Annotated in this window: 17 protein-coding genes; 14 read left to right on the forward strand and 3 right to left on the reverse strand. The window is 76.0% G+C overall.

The features are described from left to right. Positions 1-31: 31 nt before the first annotated feature. Both N912_RS0136930 and N912_RS0136935 read right to left on the reverse strand, forming a co-directional pair. Positions 32-415 carry a globin gene (locus N912_RS0136930; RefSeq protein WP_028926372.1) on the reverse strand — a complete coding sequence of 128 codons (384 nt, stop codon included), beginning with the start codon at positions 413-415 and terminating at the stop codon, positions 32-34. Beyond that, positions 412-1,434 carry a mechanosensitive ion channel family protein gene (locus tag N912_RS0136935; RefSeq protein WP_028926373.1) on the reverse strand — a complete coding sequence of 341 codons (1,023 nt, stop codon included), beginning with the start codon at positions 1,432-1,434 and terminating at the stop codon, positions 412-414. Before N912_RS0136935 ends, N912_RS0136930 begins: the two co-directional genes overlap by 4 nt. Positions 1,435-1,719: 285 nt before the next feature. Between N912_RS0136935 and N912_RS0136940 the strand changes: the two genes are divergently transcribed. From N912_RS0136940 to N912_RS0136960, 5 genes are all read left to right on the forward strand, one after another. Further along, positions 1,720-2,178: an HNH endonuclease gene (locus N912_RS0136940; protein WP_425415365.1), complete on the forward strand. Its 459-nt coding sequence runs from the start codon at positions 1,720-1,722 to the stop codon at positions 2,176-2,178. Further along, the gene (locus N912_RS0136945) at positions 2,157-3,212 is read left to right on the forward strand and encodes a M28 family peptidase (protein ID WP_028926375.1); all 1,056 of its coding nucleotides are present in this window, start codon (positions 2,157-2,159) and stop codon (positions 3,210-3,212) included. Before N912_RS0136940 ends, N912_RS0136945 begins: the two co-directional genes overlap by 22 nt. Before the next feature lie 303 nt (positions 3,213-3,515). Further along, positions 3,516-5,024 (forward strand): sensor histidine kinase, encoded by a 1,509-nt coding sequence (locus N912_RS61075; RefSeq protein WP_028926376.1) that lies wholly within the window; start codon positions 3,516-3,518, stop codon positions 5,022-5,024. 8 nt (positions 5,025-5,032) lie between these two features. Continuing rightward, a complete protein-coding gene (locus tag N912_RS0136955; RefSeq protein ID WP_245645700.1) occupies positions 5,033-5,692 on the forward strand; it encodes a LuxR C-terminal-related transcriptional regulator in 660 nt (219 codons plus the stop codon). Between the two features lie 9 nt (positions 5,693-5,701). Next, a complete protein-coding gene (locus tag N912_RS0136960; protein WP_037068625.1) occupies positions 5,702-7,138 on the forward strand; it encodes an amidase in 1,437 nt (478 codons plus the stop codon). Positions 7,139-7,142: 4 nt separating this feature from the next. On the opposite strand, the gene N912_RS57035 is transcribed toward N912_RS0136960, so the two are convergent. Continuing rightward, positions 7,143-8,615: a sugar transferase gene (locus N912_RS57035; RefSeq protein ID WP_245645702.1), complete on the reverse strand. Its 1,473-nt coding sequence runs from the start codon at positions 8,613-8,615 to the stop codon at positions 7,143-7,145. Between the two features lie 88 nt (positions 8,616-8,703). Here N912_RS57035 and N912_RS57040 point away from each other — a divergent pair, with 88 nt between their 5' ends. The 9 genes from N912_RS57040 to N912_RS0137015 all read left to right on the forward strand — a co-directional run bounded on the left by N912_RS57040 (position 8,704) and on the right by N912_RS0137015 (position 20,081). After that, positions 8,704-9,843 (forward strand): glycosyltransferase, encoded by a 1,140-nt coding sequence (locus tag N912_RS57040; RefSeq protein WP_051581339.1) that lies wholly within the window; start codon positions 8,704-8,706, stop codon positions 9,841-9,843. Positions 9,844-9,881: 38 nt separating this feature from the next. Then, positions 9,882-11,057: a non-hydrolyzing UDP-N-acetylglucosamine 2-epimerase gene (wecB, locus tag N912_RS0136975; protein ID WP_028926379.1), complete on the forward strand. Its 1,176-nt coding sequence runs from the start codon at positions 9,882-9,884 to the stop codon at positions 11,055-11,057. Further along, positions 11,054-12,274: an O-antigen ligase family protein gene (locus tag N912_RS0136980; protein WP_245645703.1), complete on the forward strand. Its 1,221-nt coding sequence runs from the start codon at positions 11,054-11,056 to the stop codon at positions 12,272-12,274. The genes wecB and N912_RS0136980 overlap by 4 nt, the downstream gene beginning before the upstream one ends. After that, entirely contained in the window at positions 12,271-14,286 is a 2,016-nt protein-coding gene (locus tag N912_RS66085) for a glycosyltransferase (RefSeq protein ID WP_245645705.1), read from the forward strand. The genes N912_RS0136980 and N912_RS66085 overlap by 4 nt, the downstream gene beginning before the upstream one ends. 101 nt (positions 14,287-14,387) lie before the next feature. Continuing rightward, positions 14,388-15,620, forward strand: a complete 1,233-nt coding sequence (locus tag N912_RS0136995; RefSeq protein ID WP_028926381.1) for a glycosyltransferase family 87 protein — start codon at positions 14,388-14,390, stop codon at positions 15,618-15,620. After that, complete coding sequence (locus N912_RS57050; protein WP_051581340.1) at positions 15,617-17,005, forward strand: oligosaccharide flippase family protein; 1,389 nt, start codon at positions 15,617-15,619, stop codon at positions 17,003-17,005. Before N912_RS0136995 ends, N912_RS57050 begins: the two co-directional genes overlap by 4 nt. Further along, positions 16,998-18,143, forward strand: a complete 1,146-nt coding sequence (locus N912_RS0137005; RefSeq protein WP_051581341.1) for a glycosyltransferase family 4 protein — start codon at positions 16,998-17,000, stop codon at positions 18,141-18,143. Before N912_RS57050 ends, N912_RS0137005 begins: the two co-directional genes overlap by 8 nt. Continuing rightward, entirely contained in the window at positions 18,137-19,348 is a 1,212-nt protein-coding gene (locus N912_RS57055) for a putative glycoside hydrolase (RefSeq protein ID WP_051581342.1), read from the forward strand. Before N912_RS0137005 ends, N912_RS57055 begins: the two co-directional genes overlap by 7 nt. Before the next feature lie 16 nt (positions 19,349-19,364). Then, the gene (locus tag N912_RS0137015; RefSeq protein WP_028926383.1) at positions 19,365-20,081 is read left to right on the forward strand and encodes a DUF4097 family beta strand repeat-containing protein; all 717 of its coding nucleotides are present in this window, start codon (positions 19,365-19,367) and stop codon (positions 20,079-20,081) included. Positions 20,082-20,113 lie beyond the last annotated feature (32 nt).

A 20,113-nucleotide genomic window follows, 5' to 3' on the forward strand; every position in this document is an offset into this window, starting at 1 on the left:
GATCTTCGCGGCAACAGAGATACGGCGGGGCTCAGAAACCGCTGTTGACCAGGCTCGCGGCCGCCATCTCCAGGTACTGCCAGAGCACCTTGCGGTGCTCGTCGTCCAGGTTCGCCTCGTCCACCGCGATGCGCATGCAGCGCAGCCAGGCGTCCCGCTCGATCGGGCCGATCCGGAACGGCGCGTGCCGCATTCGCAGCCGGGGGTGGCCGCGCTGCTCGGAGTAGGTGCGCGGGCCGCCCCAGTACTGCTCCAGGAACATCCGCAGCCGGTCCTCGGCCGGGCCGAGGTCCTGCTCGGGGTAGATCGGGCGCAGTACCGGGTCCTCGGCGACCAGCTGGTAGAACCGGCCGACGATGGCGCGGAACGTCTCCGCGCCGCCGACCTCGGCGTAGAACTGTTGGACGCTTGTCACGGTTGGCTCCGGTGGTTCGGCGGCGGGGTGGCGGTGTACGGGCGCTCCAGGTCGGCGTCGTCGAAGGCGGCGGAGATCGCGGCGTTCAGCGCGCGCTGCACCGCCCACTGCTGGCCGGGCCGCGTCTTGGCGGTCACCCGCAGCGTCAGGCCCTCCACCGTCACCGTCTCCACTCCCAGCACCTCGGGCGGCTCCAGCAACAGCTCCGCCACGTCGTCGGTCTCCGCCACCTCGGCCGCCACCCTGGCGGCGATCTCGGTGGCCTGCTCGATGTCGGCATTGTGCGCCAACGGCAGGTCCACCACCGCCACGGCGTAGCCCTGGCTCTTGTTCCCGACCCGCTGGATCGCCCCGTTGCGCACGTGCCAGACGGTGCCGCGCACGTCGCGCAGGGTGGTGATCCGCAGGCCCACCGCCTCCACGGTACCGCTGGCCTCGCCGACGTCGACCACGTCGCCCACCCCGTACTGGTCCTCCAGCAGCATGAACATCCCGGACAGGAAGTCGCGGACCAGGTTCTGCGCGCCGAAGCCGATGGCCACCCCGACGATGCCGGCCGAGGCCAGGATCGGGCCCAGGTTCAGGCCGAACTCGGCCAGCACCATGATCGAGGCGATCACCAGCACCACCGTGGAGGTGATCGAGCGCAGCACCGAGGCGATGGTGTTCGCCCGCTGTGCCCGCCGCTCGGACCGGGCCGCCATCTCGCGCAGCCCGGCCGGCGCCCGCCTGCGCACCACCCCCGGCACCAGGTTGCGCCCGTTGAGCGCGCCCTGGGTCAGCCGGGTGATCAGCCGGTGCAGCAGCGCCCTGGCGCCGATCGCGAGCAGCACGATCAGCGCGATGGCCAGCGCCCGGTCCACCATCAGGTCGGCCGAGCGGGCCAGGAACTCGCTGTGCGTCCAGCCGAAGACCTTGGAGCACCAGGAGCCGGCGTCGGAGGCGCAGGCCGGGGCGGGTGCGGGCGGTAAGGGTGGGTCGGCGGAGGGGAGCTCGGGGAGCGTGGAAAAATCGGCCACGTCCGTCGAGGCTACGGGCGTGGCCGTGGGCGAGGCGGACCCGGGTTGGACACACCCCGGTTCACAGGTGCGCTCCCGGGCATAGTGTGGTCGACTATGCGCGGGTAGCCCACTGGAGGTGGTCACGTTGCCGGAACGACAACCCGGCCCCTTCGGCGCCGTCTCGTTACGCGGGGCGGCGTCCCGGTTACTGGCGCGCGCCGGCGCCGGAGACCGGTAGGGGGTGGCGGCGCGGTGACGTCCCGGGTGCTCTTGCTCAATGCGACATTTGAGCCGCTCGCGGTCGTGACCGCGCGACGCGCGGTGGTGCTCATGCTCAGCGGCAAGGCAGAGCTGGTGCAGGCCGCGCTGGAGGGTGGAGCGTTCCGCTCGGAGAACCTCGCCGTGGCCGTGCCGTCGGTGATGCGGCTGTCCCGCTACGTGCGGGTGCCCTACCGGGCGTCGGTGCCGATGACCAGGGCCGGGGTGCTGCGCCGGGACAAGCGCTCGTGCGTCTACTGCGGCAAGCGCGCGGACACCATCGACCACGTCGTGCCCCGCAGCCGGGGCGGCCGGCACTCCTGGGAGAACTGCGTGGCGGCCTGCCGCCCGTGCAACTCGCGCAAGGCCGACCGGCTGCTCTCCGAGCTCGGCTGGGTGCTGCGGACCGCGCCGGCGGCCCCGAGGCGCGGCCGGGGCAGCGTGTGGCTGCTCACCGTGGAACCGCACCCGACTTGGGAGCCGTGGCTCGCGGCCGCCGCCTGAGCCCGGGTGGCGCCACCGTCGCGGTCGCGGTCGTGGTGGCCGCGCTCACGGGTTGCGCCGCCGGGCCGGGCTCGGGGTCGGCGGCGGGGGAGTCCACCGACAGCCCGCTGGGCACCCGGCTGGTCCGTGAGGTGAGCGGCTCCGAGGCGTTCGGCCACCTGCGGGCGCTGCAGCGCATCGCGGACCGGAACAACGGCAACCGCGCGTCCCCCGGCCCCGGCTACGACGCCAGCGTGGACTACGTGGCGGGCGTGCTGCGGGCCGCCGGCTACGACGTGAGCATGCCCACCTACTCGCGCGGGCGCGGCCGTGACGGCGACGACAGTGCCGGGACGACGCTGCGCAGCGTGATCGCGCAGACCCGGACCGGGAGTCCCCGGCAGGTCGTGATGGCCGGCGCGCACCTGGACTCGGTGCCGAAGGGGCCGGGCATCAACGACAACGGCACCGGGGTGGCCGCGCTGCTGGAGCTGGCCACCCGGCTGGGCGGCTCGCCGCAGGTGCGCAACGCCGTGCGGTTCGCGTTCTGGGGCTCCGAGGAGGACGACCTGCAGGGGTCGACGTCCTACGTGGACGGCCTGGACAGCACCGGGCGGCGGAGCATCCAGCTGTACCTCAACCTGGACATGCTCGGCTCGCCGAACGCCGGCTACTTCGTGCAGGGCGGGCGCGGGCGCGGCGATGCGCGGTCCGGGCCGCCCGGCTCGGAGCGGGTCGGCCGGGTGCTGACCGACCAGTTCGCCGCGCTCGGCGTGACCACCGAGACCGTCGACTTCGACGGCGGGTCGGACTACGCGGCGTTCCTGGACGCCGAGATCCCGACCGGCGGCCTGCTCGCCGGCGCCGACGACCGCAAGACCGAGGCGCAGGCGCGCGGCTGGGGCGGTGCGGCCGGGCAGCCGTTCGACGCCTGTTACCACTCCGGCTGCGACCGGATCGACAACGTGGACCCGGTGGTGTTCGACAGGTACGTCGACGCGGTCGCGGGGGCGATGGGCTACTTCGCCGGAGCCGGGCTGCCGCCAAGTAACTAACAGTTGTTCCCCGCGTTGAATTCAATTCAAACTCGGTGGTCAGGCCTCTGCGTGGCGGCCCGCATCGTCAATTTTGACGACGCCGGCATTCCGTAAGTCCGTCACCTGCTCTGTTCGGGTGGCGATTGATTCTGTCTGGTAACGCATTCGCTGCGATATTTGATTGAGCACATGACCGTTGCTAGCTTTGCTCCACGAAAGTGGTAATCCGAACGGCTGGATTTTCCGGATAGGGCTGTGTGGGTGAGGGCGCCCGGAATGTTGTCGGGGCAGGTCGGGCGCCGTAGCGAACGGGAGTTGCGCATGTGCTCGCTTGCGGTACGTGCCGACCGCGTCCCCGACGGGTCGATGCCACCGAGGCGCTCGGCCGCCCGGCTGGCGCGCGAGCTCACCGTCGTCGGCCTGGCCTCGGTGGCGGTGGTCACGGTGGCCGGGCTGGAGCCGGTGCGGGCCGCCATCCCGGTGCGGCCGGCCTCGCTGGTCCTCGCGCTGGCGACCGCCGCGTTCGCGGCGATGGGCTCGATCCTGGCCGCGCTGGTCGGACGGCTCACCCACGACCACCGGCTGACCTGCATCAGCAGGGCGCTGGCGCTCTACAGCGTGGTCGGCGTGCCGGCCAGCACGATCAGCTCGCTGCTGGCTCCCGGCGACCCGATCGCCGACGCCGCGCGGATGGCCGCGTACGCGGTGATGGTGGGCCTGCTGCTGATGGCGGTGTGGCCGCCGCTTCGGCTCACCCGCCTGAGCAGCTGGTCCGGGGTCGTGCTCGGGCTGCTGGTGACGGTGGCCGCCGCGTGGCTGGCCAGCCTCGACCCGGTACGGACGATGGCGATCAGCTCGTTCCCGCCGGCTCGCGTGCTGCTGGGTTGCGGCGGGGTGACCGCCGGCGTGCTGCTGACGGTCGTGGGGTGGCGGCGGGGCGCGCCGCTGGGGCGGGTGGGCATGGGCGTCGTGGTCACCGCGCTGGCGCACCTGGACCGGGCCGGCGCGGTGGAGGGCTGGCTCGGCGACCCCGGGCTGGCGTTCTCCGCGCTGCGCCAGCTGGGGGTGGCGCTGACCCTGCTCGGGCTGGCGCAGCTCACCTACCGGTCGCTGCGCGCGGTGGACGAGAGCTCGACCGAGCACCAGGAGCAGCTGCGCCGGGCGAAGATCGACCTGGACCGGTTCGCCGAGCGGGACCACGAGCTGCGCAACGGCCTGGCCGGGCTGGCCGGGGCCACCGGCGTGCTGGCCGGGCGGACGCACGGGGACAAGGCCGAGCTGTGTTCGGCGGTCGCCGCCGAGCTGGCCAGGCTGGACACGCTGCTGTCCGGCGAGCCGCCCCCGGAGGTGACGGCCGTCGACTACCCGCTGCACCCGGTGCTGCGCGACCTGGTGGTGCTGTGGCGGACGAGGGGGATGGACATCAGGCTGGACGCCGAGCCCGAGCTGTGGGCCAACGGCTGCCCGGAGCGGCTCGCGCAGGTGGTGGCGAACGTGGTGGCCAACTGCGCGCGGCACGCGCCGGGCAGTCCGGTGCGGGTGCAGGCGCTGCGCCGGGGCGACCGAGTCCGGGTGCGGATCTCGGACTTCGGCCCCGGGCTGCGGGCGCTGTCCGAGCGGGTGGTGTTCGAGCGGCGGGTCCGGGGCGAGCGGTCGGCCGGGCAGGGGCTGGGGCTGTTCATCAGCCGCAAGCTGCTGGACGAGAACGGCGGCACCATCCGGATGCTGCCCAGCCGGCCGGCCCGGCCCGGGTGCACCGTCGTCATCGAGCTGCCGATGGCGGCGTCCGCGATGCCGGCCGTGTCCGAGGCCGTGTCCGAGGCCGGGTGAGGGCGGCGGTGGCGTACCCGATCCTGATCATCGACGACCACGAGCTGTTCAGTACCTCGCTGCGGATGGCGCTGCGCGGGCACGGCTTCGAGGCGCACCAGGTGCCGGTGCGGGCGATCGCCGAGATCGAGGCGTTCGCGAGCCGGTTCCGGCCGGGGCTGGTGGTGCTGGACCTGGACCTGGGGCAGGACGCGGACGGCAACTGGGTCAACGGCGTGGACCTGGTCACCACGCTGTGCGCGCGGGGCTGGCAGCCGCTGGTGGTCAGCGGCAGCGTGGACACCCCCGGGGTGGCGGCGGCGATCGCGGCCGGGGCGATCGGCTCGGTGCCCAAGTCCAGCTCGTTCGAGAACCTGCTGGAGACGGTGATGGCCGCCGCCGCAGGCAGGCCGGTGATGTCCGAGGAGGAGCACCGCTGCTGGCTGGCCAGGCACCGGGGGTACGTGGCGGCGGAGCGGGAGCTGGCCCGGCGGCTCGGGCGGCTCAGCGCCCGCGAGCGGGAGGTGCTGGAGCAGCTCGCCGAGGGGAACCGGGCGGCCGACATCGCGGCGCACTTCGTGGTCTCGATGACGACGGTGCGCACCCAGATCCGCGCCATCCTGACCAAGCTGGAGGTGAACTCCCAGCTGGAGGCCGTCGCCCTGGTCCGCCAGGCACCGCGATGGTAGATCTTGGGTGTGACGCCGCCCGGGACCCAACCGCATGAGCTGACCGCGCTGGAGCAGGCCGAGGCGCTGCGGCGCGGTGAGATCGGCGCGGTCGAGCTGGTCGAGCACGCGCTGCGGCGGGTGGAGCGGCTGGACCCGGCGCTGGCCGCGTTCGTCACGCTGACCCCGGAGCGCGCGCTGGACGCCGCCAGGGCCGCCGACGCGCGGCTGTCGGGGCCGGCCGACGGGCTGCCGCCGCTGTTCGGGGTGCCCACCGCGATCAAGGACCTGGCCACCACGGCCGGGGTGCGGACCACGTTCGGCTCGGCGGTGTATCGGGAGTTCGTGCCGGACGTGGACGACGACTCCGCGCGGCTGCTGGCCGAGGCCGGCATGATCAGCCTGGGCAAGACGGCGGTGCCGGAGTTCGGGCTGCCGCCGTACACCGAGCCGGAGGGGCGCGCGGCGACGGTCACGCCGTGGGACACCGGGCGGTTGGCCGGCGGCTCGTCGGGCGGGGCGGGGGCCGCGGTGGCGAGCGGCATGGTGGCCGCCGCGCACGGCACCGACGGCGGTGGGTCGATCCGGATCCCGGCCTCGGTGTGCGGGCTGGTCGGGCTGAAGACCAGTCGCGGGCTGGTGTCCCGTGGCCCGGCCGGCGGCGACCCGCTGGGGCTGTCGGTGTCCGGGCCGCTGGCGCGCACGGTGGCCGACGCCGCCGCGATGCTGGATGCGCTGGCCGTGCCGGTGCTCGGCGAGCCGTACTCGCGGCCGGTCGCGGACGGCGTGAGCTTCCTGGCGGCGGCGCGGCGGGCCGATCCCGGCCCGCTGCGGATCGGCCGCTTCGCGGAGCCGCCGTTGCCCGGGGTGTCGCTGGATCCGGCCTGCCTGGCGGCGTACCAGAAGGCCAGCGTGCTGCTCGCCGAGCTGGGGCACGAGGTGGTCGAGTTCGAGCCGGAGTTCGACGACGGCATCGTGGCGGTGTTCGAGACGCTGTGGGCGGTGCTCGCGCACGCCCACCCGGTGCCGCCGGCGGCCGAGGGCGCGCTGCTGCCGCTGACCCGGTGGTGGCGCGAGCGCGGGTCGGCGGTCGGCGGCCCGGAGTTCCTGGCCGCCGCGCAGGCCGCGCGCAACGCCTCCCGGCGGATCATCGCCGCGCACGCCGAGTTCGACGTGGTGCTCACCCCGACGCTGGCCCAGCCGCCGCGCCCGGTCGGCTGGTTCACCGCCGACGGACCGGAGGACGACTACCGCCGCCAGCGGGAGTTCACCCCGTTCACCTCCGTCTACAACATCACCGGCCAGCCCGCGCTGAGCCTGCCGCTGGGCTGGACGGAGGACTCCCCGGCGCTGCCGGTCGGCGTGCAGTTGGTCGGCGTCCCCGGCGCGGACGCCCTGCTCCTCGAACTGGCCGCCGCCCTGGAGTCCGCCGCCCCGTGGTCGGACCGCCGCCCGCCGGCCTGGTAGGCCGTCAGTACGCGCCGTTGCCGCGCACGACGGCGCCGATGGTCTTGGAGAGGATCACGGCGTCCAGGGCGAGGGTCCAGTTCTCGACGTAGCGCAGGTCCAGGCGGACGGACTGCTCCCAGGACAGGTCGCTGCGGCCGCTGACCTGCCACAGCCCGGTCAGGCCCGGCCTGACCAGCAGCCGGCGCCAGGCGTCGCGGGAGTAGCGGTTGACCTCTTCGGGCAGCGGCGGGCGGGGGCCGACCAGGGACATCGAGCCGGTGAGGACGTTGACCAGCTGCGGCAGCTCGTCCAGCGAGTAGCGGCGCAGTACCCGGCCGACCCTGGTGCAGCGGGGGTCGGACCGGAGCTTGAACAGGGGGCCGTGGGCGTCGTTGGTCAGGCCGGCCTTGTGGCGTTCGGCGTCCGGGCGCATCGAGCGGAACTTGATGATCCGGAAGTGGGCGCCGTGCCGGCCGACCCTGGTCTGGCGGAAGAACACCGGGCCGCCGTCCAGCTTGACCGCGCAGGCGATGGCGGCCAGCAGCGGGGCGAGCGCGAGCAGCAGCAGGGCGGCGCCGAGGCGGTCGGCGGCGGTCTTGACGAACCACGGGACGCCGGCGAAGTCGGGGGCGGTCAGGCGCAGCAGCGGCAGCCCGTCCACCGGCGTGACGTGCAGGCGGGGGCCGGCTACCTCCATCAGGCCGGGGTCCACCACCAGCTCGGCGCCGGTGCCTTCGATGTCCCAGGCCAGCTGGTGCAGCCGCCGCGAGGAGAACCCCGGCGCCGGCGCGATCGAGAGCACCCGGAAGCGGCGCTCGCGCAGCACGGCGACCGCCGAGTCGAGGTCGCCGAGCACCGGGACGCCGAGCACCTCGTCGGTGCCCGCCCGGCCCAGCCCGGTGGGGGTGCACACGGCGGCCACCGTCCAGCCGGTGTTGCGGTCGCGGCGGGTGCGCCGGATCAGGTCGGCCACCGCGCGCTCCGCGCCGACCGCCAGCACGGTGTGGGTGCACAGCCCGCGCGAGCGCCGCCGCCGCAGCCGCCCGCGCAGCGCCATCCGTCCCAGCGCGGCGAACAACCCGGCCATCGGGATCACGCCGAACACCCACGGCCGGAACTCGGGCATCTGCAGCGCCAGCCCGAGCAGCGCCATCGCCACCGTGGCGGTGGCCATCGCGCGGATGAGCCGGCTGAACTCCTCCGGGCCGTGGCCGAGCACCCTGGGGTCCCAGGCGCGGGTGGCGGCCAGGCAGGCCATCAGGCCGAGCACCGCCGCCGCGGCCAGCAGCGTGGAGACGTACGGCTTGGACGGCGTCTGGCCCCACCAGTCCCGCAGCAGCACCGAGGCCAGCACGGCCGCCAGGTCCGAGACCATCACCGCGCGGCCCAGCCGCACCTCCCAGCGCGCGAGCACGGCGGTCGGGCTGGCGTACCCGGCGCCGCCGACCCGGGGCGGGTCCGACGGCGCGAGCACGTCCGAGCTGTGTGGAGACACGGCGAGAAGGGTCGGACAGGCCGGCGCCCGGCCACATCGTCAGAACTGCCGATGTGGACGGACCGGCACACTGGGCAGGCTTGCCCTGATGTCGGAGCTGTGCGCGGTCCGGGTCCTGCACGTCACGCAGTCCACCGGCGGGGGCGTGCGGCGCTACCTCCTGGACGCCTGCGCCGACCAGCTCGGGCGCGGCTGGTGCGTGGCGGTGGCCTGCCCCGACGACGGCCCGCTGGCCGCCGAGCTGCACGAGCTCGGCGTGCCCCGGCTGGGCTGGCGGGCGCGGCGCGCGCCGGGGCCGTCCACGCTGCGCGAGGTGGTGGAGCTGCGCGGCATCGTCGAGCGGGTCGGGCCGGACGTGGTGCACCTGCATTCGTCCAAGGCGGGGCTGGCCGGGCGGCTGGCGGTGCGCGGCCGGCTGCCCACGATCTTCCAGCCGCACGGCTGGTCCTGGCTGGCGGTGACCGGGGCCACCCGCTGGCTGAGCCTGCGGTGGGAGCGGCTGGCGGTGCGGTGGGCCAGCGTGCTGGTCTGCGTCGGCGACGACGAGGCGGGGCTGGGGCGCGAGCTGGGGGTGGTGGGCTGGTCGCGGGTGGTGCGCAACGGCATCGACCTGACCCGGTACCGGCCGGCCAGCCAGGCGGCCAGGCGCGCCGCCCGGCGCTGGCTGGGGGTGCCCGAGGACGTCGGGCTGGTCGTCTGCGCGGGGCGTCTGACCAGGCAGAAGGGGCAGGATCTGCTGGTCGAGGGGTGGCCGGGGGTGCTGGCACGGTGCCCGGACGCGCTGCTGGCCTGCGTGGGCGGGGGCGAGCTGCTACACGAGCTGCGGGCCGGCGCGCCCGACCGGGTGCGGTTCGTGCCGGCCGTCGCCGACCTGCGGCCCTGGTTCGCCGCGGCGGACCTGGTGGCGGTGCCGTCGCGGTGGGAGGGGCTGCCGCTGACCGCGCTGGAGGCCGCCGCGATGGGCCGGCCGGTGGTCGGGTTCGCCGTCCCGGGGCTCATCGAGGTGGTGACGCCGGCGGTGGGTGCCCTGGTGCCGCCCGGTGACCTCGGCGCGCTCGCCGAGGCCATCGCGCGGCGGCTGCTGGACCCGGAGCTGGCGCGCGGGGAGGGCGCGGCGGCCGGCGAGTGGGCCACCGGGTTCGACCAGCGGGTGACGCTGGACCGGCTGGCCTCGGTCACGCTCGCGGTGGCCTCCGAGCATCGCCGGCTGCCGGTTCGTCAGTCCTGACGATGTCTCCGGGCGGCGCCTCGGGAGAACCTGCTCGCATGTCCGTGCCGGTCGTTCACCTCGTCGTCGGCACCCGGCCGGAGGCGATCAAGATGGCCCCGTTGGCCATCGAGCTGCGCCGCGCCGGGCTGCTGCGGCCGGTGCTGGTGGCGACCGGGCAGCACCCCGCGATGGTGGGCCAGGCGCTGGCCGCGTTCGGGTACGTGCCGGACGCGGTGTGCCGGCTGGAGCGGGCGAGCGGGGAGCAGGCCGAGCTGGTCGCGCAGCTCGCCCCGAAGCTGGACACCGTGCTCGCTCGGGGGTCGGCGGCCGTGGTGGCGCAGGGGGACACGACGTCCGCGCTGGTGGGCGGCCTGGTGGCGTTCTGGCGCCGGCTGCCGCTGGTGCACCTGGAGGCCGGGCTGCGCTCCGGTGACCTGGCGGCGCCGTTCCCCGAGGAGGCGAACCGGCGGCTGCTCGGCGTGCTGGCCGACCTGCACCTGGCGCCCACCCGCCGGGCGGTGCGCGCACTGCTCGCCGAGGGCGTCCCGGCGGAGCGGATCATGCTGGTGGGCAACACGGTGGTGGACGCCGCGCTGCGGGTCGCGGCCGGGGCCCGTCCGCCGCGCGACCCCCGGCTGGTCGAGGTGGACCGCGAGGTGGGCGCCGGGCGGGCCAGGTTGATGCTGGTCACCGCGCACCGCAGGGAGTCCTGGGGGCCGCCGCTGGACCGGATCCTGGCCGCGGTGGACGCCATCGTCCGGGCGCGGGGGGACGTGCGGTGCGTGCTGCCCGCGCACCCGAACCCGGCGGTGCGCGAGCAGGTGGAGCGGGCGTTGGCGGGGACGCCGCGCACCGTCGTGACCGATCCGCTGCCGTATCCCGAGCTGTGCTACCAGCTCGCCCGCGCCGCGCTGGTGCTCAGCGACTCCGGCGGGATCCAGGAGGAGGCGCCGTCGTTCGGCGTGCCGGTGCTGGTGCTGCGCGAGGTGACCGAGCGGATGGAGGCGGTGCAGGCCGGCTGGGCGCGGCTGGTCGGGTCGGACACCGACCGGCTGGTCGCCGAGGCGCTGGGCGTGCTGGACGGTGCCACCCGGCGGCCCGCCGCCGGGAACCCGTTCGGGGACGGCCGGGCCGGCGCGCGGGGTGCGCAGGCGATCGCCGCGCTGCTCGGGCTGGCGCCCGCGCCGGAGCTGTTCGAGCCGGACCGTCCCGTGATGAGCACCGCGTCGTGACGATCACGGTGGTCGGTCTGCCGCGAACGACCGCGCTCGATCCGGCCCGGGTGGTGCTCGGGGTGCTGGCCTGCGCGGTGGTCGGGCTGGCCCCGGTGGACGGCTACCTGCACCTGGTGCACCCGCAGCTGGCCAAGCTGCCGGCGGTGTTGCTGCTGGTCGGGTGGGCGGCGGTGCGGCTGGCCAGGCGGCAGGCGCCGCGCGCGCATCCGGTGCACGCGCCGCTGGCGGTGCTGGGCGCGGTGCTGCTGGCGTCCTCGGCGGTGCACCTGACCGGTCCGTACACGGTGGGTTACCTGCAGCGGTGGGTGCCGTTCCTGGTGGTCACGGTGGTGCTGATGGACGTCGCGGCGCGCGAGGTGCCGCTGCGGTACCTGCTCGCCTCGGCGGCCACGGGCGCGGCGGCGGCCGGGCTGGGCGCGCTGTACAGCGTGGTCGTGGCCGGTGACACCCGGGCCAGCGGACCGCTGGACGACCCGAACGACCTGGCCTACGTGCTGGTCGCGGCGCTGCCGCTGGCGCTGGTGCTGGCGGCGCGGCGGGCGACCCGGCTGCGCTGGCGGCTGCTCGCGCTGGCCGGGGCGGGCGTCATGGTGGTGGGCGCGGCCGGCACCCTGTCCCGGGGCGGCGCGCTGGCGCTGGTGGCCGTCGCGGTGTGCCTGGGGGCGCGCCGGGTGCTCTCGCGCCGGGTGCTGGCCGGGGCGGTGGGGCTGGTCGCCGCCGCCGTGGCGGTGATCGCGCTGGCGCTGCCCCAGGAGCTGTCCCTGGCGCTGGACGAGAAGCGCCACGTCGCCGCCGAGAACGTGGACAGCCGAACCCTGCGCTGGCAGGCCGCCGCGCGGATGCTGGCCACCGACCCGGTGCTCGGCGTCGGCCCCGGCGGCTTCCGCGAGCGGTACGCGGCCAGCTCGCACCGCGCCGAGCTGATGGAGCAGACGCCGGTCGCGCACGACATGTACCTGGAGGTCGGCGCCGAGCTGGGCTGGCCGGGCCTGGCCGCGTTCCTCGGCGTGATCGCGGTGGCGCTGCTGGCCGCGGAGGACGCCATCCGCCGGGGTGATGCGGACGAACGGCTGCTGGCGGTCGGGGTGCAGGCCGGGCTGGTGGCGGTCGCGGTGGCGTCGGTCTTCTTGTCCGAGCAGTACTACCTGCCGTTGTGGTCGCTGGTCGCGATGGCCTGCGCGGCACAGCCGCTAACCCGAAGGAGAGCGCGATGACGCCGGTTCGTGTCCTGCACGTCATCCCCGAGATGGGGACCGGCGGCGCGGAGACGCTGGTCGCCGAGCTGGTGCGCCACGACGGCGCGGCCGGCTGGGTGTCCGGGGTGGCCAGCGCCGGCGGGGTGCGCGCCGACGAGCTGCGAGTTGCCGGGGTGCCGACGTTCGCGGTGGCGGACGGGCGGCGGTCGGGGTGGGGGATGGTGCGGGCGGTGTGGGCGCTGCGGCGCGCGCTGCGCCGGTTCCGGCCGGACGTGGTGGTGGCGCACAACGTCAAGGCCACCGTGGCGAGCCGGCTGGCGATGCGGCGTCGGCGGCGCCGGCCGCTGCTGACGGTGTTCCACGGGGTGGCCGAGGGGGACTATCCGCGCGCGGCGCGGCTCCTGCGGGGGCGCCCGGACCGGGTGGTGGCGGTGTCCGCCGACGCGGCCGCGCGGCTGCGGGGGCACGGGCTGACCGACCCGGAGCCGGTGGTGGTGCCGAACGCGGTGGCGGTGCGCGAGCTGCCGGACCGGGCGCGGGCTCGCCAGGAGCTGGGCCTGGTGGCGGACGCGCCGGTCGTGCTGTGCCTGGCCAGGCTGGTCCCGCAGAAGCGCCACGACGTGCTGCTGCGGGCGTGGGCCTGCCTGGGCACGCCGGGGGCCGTGCTGTTGTTGGCCGGGGACGGCCCGATGCTCGCGGACCTGCGGCTGCAGGCCGAGCAGCTCGGGATCTCCGGGTCGGTCTACTTCCTGGGCGCGCGCACCGACGTGGACGCCCTGCTCGCGGCCGCCGACGTGACGGTGCTGGCCAGCGACTGGGAGGGGCTGCCGCTCGCGGCGCTGGAGTCGATGGCGGCCGGGCGCCCGGTAGTGGCCACCGAGGTCGGCGAGCTGCCGGACCTGCTGGCCGGCGGCGCCGGCGTCGTCGTACCGCCGGGCCGCCCCGATGCCCTGGCCGCCGCCCTGGACGGCCTGCTCGCCGACCCGGACGCACGCTCGCGGGCCGGTCGCGTGGGCGTCGCGGCGGTAGAACGGCGCTATCACCCGGACGCCATGGTGGCGCGCTACGACGACCTGCTGCGCGGGCTGGCCAGCGAGTGGCGCGCGACTGTCCCGCCCCGGCGCCGCCGGCGTCGCACCGTGGCGCTGACCCTGGTCGCCATGCTGCTCGCGGGCGGCGGGGTGTTCGGGCTGGCCGCGCTGCGGGCGCCGGAGTACCAGGCCCGGGTCGGGGTGATCGCGGCGCCGAGCACCCGCCCGGTGGTCGGCGACCCGGCCGGCAAGGCGCAGTACGGCGAGGTGGTCTCGCTGGGCATGGCCGGCCTGGTCGACCTGGCCACCAGCCCGAGCGTGCTGCGCACGGCCAGCGCCACGGTGGACGGGGCACCGGATCCGGCGACACTCGCCGAGCGGGTGTCCGTCGAGCTGGTCCCCGGCGCCGGGGTGGCGCGGGTCTCGGTGCGGTCCGGGTCCGCGCGCACCGCCGCCGAGCTGGACCGGGTGATCGTCGACCAGCTCATCAAGAGCGACCTGTTCACCCCGGTGGCGGCGCTGCGGCGGCTGGACGAGCAGGCCGCCGTGGTGCGGATCGCGCCGGACCCGGCGCTGGCGGCCGGGCTCGGGCTGGTCGCGGCGGCGCTGGCCGGGGTGTGCGTGCTCGCGCTGCGCCAGCTGTTCACCCGGGCGCCGAGGGGCTCGGCGCTGGCCGACGCGATCGCCGGCTCGAACGGGTCGCGGCCGGTGGCGATCCTGCCCGGCTCGGACCCCGCGCTGGTCTCCCGGATCCGGGTGTTGCAGCGGGTGGCCGGGCGCCCGCTGCGGGTGATCGGCCTGGCGCCGGAGCTGGCCGACCGGGCCGGCACGCTGTCCCGCGCGGTGCACGGCGACGGCACGCTGGTGCACTTCAACGGGGAGGCCGGGCGGGCCGCCGTGGTCGGCGTGGCGCAGCGCGGGCAGGGCCGCGACGAGCTGGCCGCCGCGCTGTCCGCGCTACCCGACCCCGCCGAGCTGATCGCCGTCGTCGTCGAATGACACCCCAGGAACGTGAAGGTTGTGCACGCTCCGGCCGCGAGGGCGGGCCGGAGGCTCGTCCGAGTGGCCGGATCAGGCGGTGTGATCGCCGAAGGCGATTCGTGAACAACCTTCCGGCCAAGATCGGCACAGTGGCGGGTTTTGTGGTCGCCGCGCTCGCCGGCTGGCGGGCGCTGCGGCCCGCGCTGGCCGTCCCGGTGCCGACCGAGGCCAACCTGGCCGAGGAACGAATGCAGGACTTCCGGGACGCGACGTACTTCCCGATCCGCGAGTTCCTGGCCGGCGGCGACCCGTACAACACCGCCGCCATGCTGGAGCACTGGCCGGTCCGCCAGGGCTTCAACCTGTACCAGCCGTACCACCTGGTGCTGCACGCGCCGTTCGCGCTGCCCGACTACCAGGTGGGGGCGCTCGCGTTCGCGGCCTGCTCGCTGGCGCTGCTGGTGGCGCTGGCGGTGCTGGCCGCGTCGCGGACCGGCCTGCCGCTGCTCGCCGCCGCCCCGGTGCTGGCGGCGTTCCTGCTGGCCAGCCAGGTGGGCAAGGCGCAGCTCTACCTCGGGCAGGTCAACCCGCTGATCGCGGTGGCGGTGGCCGGCGCACTGCTGGCCCGCCGCGGCCACCCGGGCTGGGCCGGTGTCGCGCTCGCGGTGGCCTGGATCAAGCCGCAGTTCGGCCTGCCGCTGGCGGTCCTGCTGTTCGCGCGCGGAGACCGCCGGGTGGCGCTGTCCGGCACCGCGCTGGCCGCCGCCGCGAGCCTGCCGGTGGTGGCGCTGCTGGTCGCCCGCGACGGCGGCCCCGGCGGGTTCCTGGACGTCATCCGGGGGAACATCGGCTACGCGGCCGGCTCCGACTACGTCGGGGTCAACTCGGTGACCGGCCAGCGCGTGGACGTCGCCGCCGTGCTGTTCCGGCTGACCGGGGTGAGCCCGCCGGCCGCCGAGCTGGTCGTCCTGGTCGTGGTTCTGGCCGCCACCGCGTGGCTGCTGCGCCGCGACCGGGGGTCGCGAGAACCCACCGCCGACCTGCTGACCTGCCTGGCGCTGGTGGCCTGCGTGGTGCACGAGCCCGGCGACGCGCTGGTCGCCATCCCGGCCGCGACGGTCGCGGCCGCCGCCTGGTGGCGCGCTCGCGACCCCGCGCTCGCGGTGGTGCTGTCGTTGTTCCTGGTGCCGTTCGTACACCTGCATGCCGTCGACGTGGTCCTCCAGGCCTGGCTCGGCGCGCGGCTGGCGAACACGGTGGACGGCGCCGCGCTGGTCGCCGCCTGGCTGGTGCTGGCCGCGCTGTGGCTGGCCCGCTCACGGACCCCGACCACGGTTGGCGGGCGGTTGTGACCGAGACGGTGGCCGCGCTGGCGGCGCGCGGGTCGCTGTGGCTCGGGCTGGTGAACCTGGTCACCAAGGGCAGCCAGGTGGTGGTCACCGTCGCGCTGGCCGCCTTCCTCGCGCCGTCCGAGCTCGGCCTGGTCACGCTGGCCGTGTCCCTGGTCAACATCGGCCAGGTGGTGCAGTCCATGGGCGTCTACGACGTGGTGGCGCGCACCCGCCGCGACGCCCGCGAGATGGCCGGCACCGTGCTCACCCTCAGCGTCACCGTCGGCGTCGCGCTGGCCGCCGCCGGGTTCCTCGCCGCCGGGCCGATCTCCGCCGCGCTGGGCGCGCCCGAGGCGGCGCCGCTGGTGCGGCTGGCGGCGCTGAGCCTGCCGTTCACCGCGATCGGCGGCGTCCAGATGGGGCTGATGCACCGCGAGCTGGACTTCCGCCGCCGGATGCTCCCGGACGCGGGCAGCGCGGTGGCCGGCGCCTGCGTGACCGTCACCCTCGCCGCCGCCGGGCTGGGGCCGTACTCGCTGGCGGTCGGGCTGCTGGTCACGGCGGTGCTGCAGCCGGCGCTGGGGGCGGTGGCCGGCGGCTGGGTGCCGGCCAGGTGGGACCCGCGCGCGGCCACCGAGGCGGTCCGCTGGATCGGCGTGGTCGGGCCGGGCGCGGTGGTCGCGATCCTGCTGGCCAACGCGCACTACCCGATCCTCGGACGGGTGCTCGGCCCGGCGGCGGTGGGCCTCTACTCGCTGGCCTTCCGGGTGGCGTGGGCGCCGTACCTGATGGTCGCGGTGGTGCTCGGCGCGGTGGCGTTCCCCGTCTACAGCCGCCTGATCAGGGACGGCCGCCGCGACGAGCTGCCCGGGGCGGTCTTCGGGTTCACCCGCGCGGTGCTGGTGGTGGCGGGCGGGATGTACCTGCTGGCGGCGCTGCTCGCGGACCTGGTCACGCTGCTGGGGGAGACCTGGCGGCCGGCGGCGCCGGTGCTGGTGTGGCTGTGCGGGTACGGGCTGGGCTGCTGCCTGATGCAGGCCTGGGGCGAGGCGATCAGGGCGGCCGGGCGCCCCGGCAGCTACCTGGGCCTGCAGCTCGCGCACCTGGGGCTGTCGCTGGCCGCGCTGGTCGTCGCCGCGCCGCACGGGCCGGTGGCCGCGGCCGCCGCCCAGGCCGCCGTGGTGGCCGCGGTGGTACCGGCCGGCTGGCTGGCGATGCGCGCGGCCGGGGTGGCGCCGTCGCCGCGCGAGCTGGGCCGGGCGCTGGCCGCGCCGCTGCTGGCCGGCGCCGGCTGCGTTCCGCTCGGGTGGGCGTTGGGCGCGGCGCCCACGGCCGTGCGGGTGCTCGGGCTGCTGGCCTGCTACGCCGGCGTGGTCGCCGCGGTGGAGCTGGTGCGCCGTGGCTAGCCCCAGGGTGGCCTACCTGCTCACCCAGGACCGGGGCGGGCCGGTCGACGTCACCGTCTGCCTGGCCGACGCGCTGGCCGCCACCGGCAAGGCCGAAGTGCGCGTCTTCGGCCCGCGCCCGGCCCGCGCCGACGACGTCGCCGACCGGCTGGAGGCGGCCGGGCGGCACACCCGGCTGGAGGTGGCCGGCAAGGGGCACCTCGGTGCGATGGCCCGCGCCAGGGCCGCGCTGCTGGCCTGGCGGCCGGACATCGTGCACGCCCAGGACCGCCGCGCCGGCCTGACCGCCGCCGGCCTGCACCGCCGCCGGGGCGGCCCGGCCGCCGTGGTGCACACCTACCACGGCCTACCCGACGACGTCGGCGAGTCATGGGCGCGCGGCCTGCCATCGGCGCGGGCGCCGTCGGCGTACAGCCGCGCGGTGCTGGCCGCCGACGCGGCGCTGGCCAGGGCGGTGCGCCGCACGGTGGTCCCGGCCGAGGCGATGGCGAGCTTCCTGCTCCGGCGGCTGCGGGTGCCGGCGGACCGGGTGGTGCACATCGACAACTGCGTGCCCGCCGGCCCCGCACCCGCGCCCGTCAGCGCACCGGTGCGCCGGCTGCTGTTCGTGGGGCTGCTGGTCGCGCGCAAGGGCGTCGCCGACCTGCTGCGCGCGCTGGCCACCCCCGGCGTGATGCCCGCCGACGCCCGGCTGCTCATCGCTGGGGACGGCCCGGAGCGCGCCACCCTGGCCGACCTCGCCGCGACGAGCCGCCTCGCGGACCGGGTGGAGTTCCTCGGCTTCCGCTCCGACGTGGCCGCGCTGATCGGCGGGGCGGACGCCCTGGTGCTGCCGTCCAGGCTGGAACAACAACCGCTGGTGGTGGCCCAGGCGATGGCGCTGGGCCGCCCGGTGCTGGCCACCGACACCGGCGGCGTCGCCCGGATGCTCGACGTGCCGGGCGCGCGCCGTTACCTGTGCCCGCCCGGCGACGTACCCGCACTGGCCGAGCGGCTGCGCGAGCTGTTCGCCGACCCCGAGCCCGCCGCGACCGGGCGGGCGCTGGCCCGCCACGCCGCCGCCTACGCCCCGTCCGCCTGCGCCCACGCCCACCTGGCGCTCTACGGCCAGCTCCTCGACGGGCGACCGCCATGCTGAGCACGCGCCGCCGGCTGGCGGTGGCCGCCGCGGTGCTGGCGGCCCTGTGGCCGCTGCCGGGCACCACGCCAACGACGCCGGCGGGGCCGGTAGCGGGGGTAGCGGCGATGGCCCCGGTCGGTGCGTTCTGGTACGGCATCGGCGCCGCCCCGGCCCCGGCCGACGTCACCGCCGCGGCGGCCGAGGGCGGCGTGGTGGTGCTCAACGCCTGGGAGACCGCGACGCTGCGGCGGCTGCGCCGGCTCAACCCGTCGCTGGTCGTCCTGGTCTACAAGGACCTGTCCAGCACCCGCGGCTACCCGGGCGCGGTGCGCGACGGGGCGGACGCGCCGACCCTGCCGGCCGGGGTCGGCTACGTCGCCGCGACCCGCTCGCACCCGGAGTGGTTCGCGCTGGACAACCAGGGCCGGCGGATCGAGTGGAACGGCTACCCCGGCCACTGGCAGATGGCCGTCTGGGACCCCGGCTACCAGGCCGCCTGGGTCGACGCGGTGACCGCCGAGGTGGTGCGGGAGGGCTGGGACGGCGTGCTCGCCGACAACGACCTGGCCCGGCTGCGCACCTACTCGCCGGCGGTGCTGGCCGGCATGCGCACCGCCGCGCGCGGCGACCAACTGCTGCGCGACGGCCTCGACGCGCTGGTGACCAGGGCCGGCCAGGCGCTCACGGCGGCCGGGAAGCTGCTGGTGCCGAACGTGGGCGAGGCCCGGCTGTTCCCCGGCCGCTGGCGCGAGCACGCCAGGTTCGGCGGCGCCATGGAGGAGAACTTCGTGGTCTGGCCGGACGGCCGCTTCGTCACCGACACCGAGGCGGGCGACTGGACCACCCAGACCGACCAGACCACCGACCCCGGCCCGCTCGCGCTGCTGGTCACCCAGTCCACCGATCCGAGAGCACGGCGCTATGGATACGCGTCCGCGCTGGTCCGCACCGGCGGCCGGGCCCACTGGACGGCCGCCGACCGGGGCGACTACCGCCGCCGGACGGCCCCGCCGCCCCTCGGGCTCGCGCTCGGCGCGCCCGCCGGTCCGCCGACCCGGAGCCCCGACGGGCTGTGGACCCGCGAGTTCCAGGGCGGCTGGGTCGCCGTCAACCCGACCGACCGGCCACTGACGGCCCACCCGCCACCCGGCACAGAACCGGCCGAGCCGGTGACGGTCCCGCCCGCCGACGCCGTGCTGCTGGCCCTCGGCGCCCGGCGATGAACCATCAGGAGTCACCGTGCTGACACGTCTCACCCGTCCCCTCGCGGCACTCGTCACGGCCCTGCTGATCGGCGGATGCGGCGCGGCGCGGATCCCGTCGGACGCCGCCGACCCGGCCGCCACCAGCAAGGAGAGCCGCTACCAGATCGACCAACCGGTCACCAGGGTGGTGCTGGCCGGCCGCGTCGGCGACGTCACCGTCTACGCCGCGCCCGGCCCGGTCACGGTGCTGGAACGGATGACCTACGCCGACACCGAGCCGGCGACCAGCCACGACCTCGCCGGCGGCGTCCTGACCCTGAGCGAGCTGGGCTGCCCGAACCAGCCGGCGGACACCCGCTGCCGGGTGGACTACACCATCAACGCCCCGCCCGGCACCGCCCTGGAGCTGGGCTCGCGCTCCGGCAACCTGATGGTCGCCGGCATGGCCGGCGAACTGATCGCCCGCTCCACCGCCGGCAAGGTCGCCTCCCGAGACCTCACCAGCGGGTCCGTGCTCGCCAACTCCGGCGCCGGCGACATCGAGCTGGACTTCGCCCAGCCGCCCACCCAGGTCGTCGCGATCAGCAACGCCGGCGCCGTCCGGCTGGCCGTCCCGAAGAACACCGGCTACTCCATTCAGGCAAACACCCCGATCGGCGCCCCCCGTTTGGAGGTCCCACTGGACATGACGTCCACCCACCGAATCCAGGCCGAATCAACGGGCGACACCGTCGAGGTCACGGTCCACTAAATCGCCAATCCTAACGATTCGCCGCCCCCGCG

It is taken from the genome of Actinospineispora acaciae DSM 45401 (assembly GCF_000620785.1).
In the GTDB taxonomy this organism is placed as follows: Bacteria; Actinomycetota; Actinomycetes; order Mycobacteriales; family Pseudonocardiaceae; genus Pseudonocardia; species Pseudonocardia acaciae.

Excerpts from the sequence above, each read along its gene's own strand:
- N912_RS57040 (WP_051581339.1), top strand. The coding sequence starts at position 8,704 with ATGTCGGAGCTGTGCGCGGTCCGGGTCCTGCACGTCACGCAGTCCACC.
- N912_RS57055 (WP_051581342.1), top strand. The coding sequence starts at position 18,137 with ATGCTGAGCACGCGCCGCCGGCTGGCGGTGGCCGCCGCGGTGCTGGCG.
- wecB (WP_028926379.1), top strand. The coding sequence starts at position 9,882 with ATGTCCGTGCCGGTCGTTCACCTCGTCGTCGGCACCCGGCCGGAGGCG.
- N912_RS66085 (WP_245645705.1), top strand. The coding sequence starts at position 12,271 with ATGACGCCGGTTCGTGTCCTGCACGTCATCCCCGAGATGGGGACCGGC.
- N912_RS61075 (WP_028926376.1), top strand. The coding sequence starts at position 3,516 with ATGTGCTCGCTTGCGGTACGTGCCGACCGCGTCCCCGACGGGTCGATG.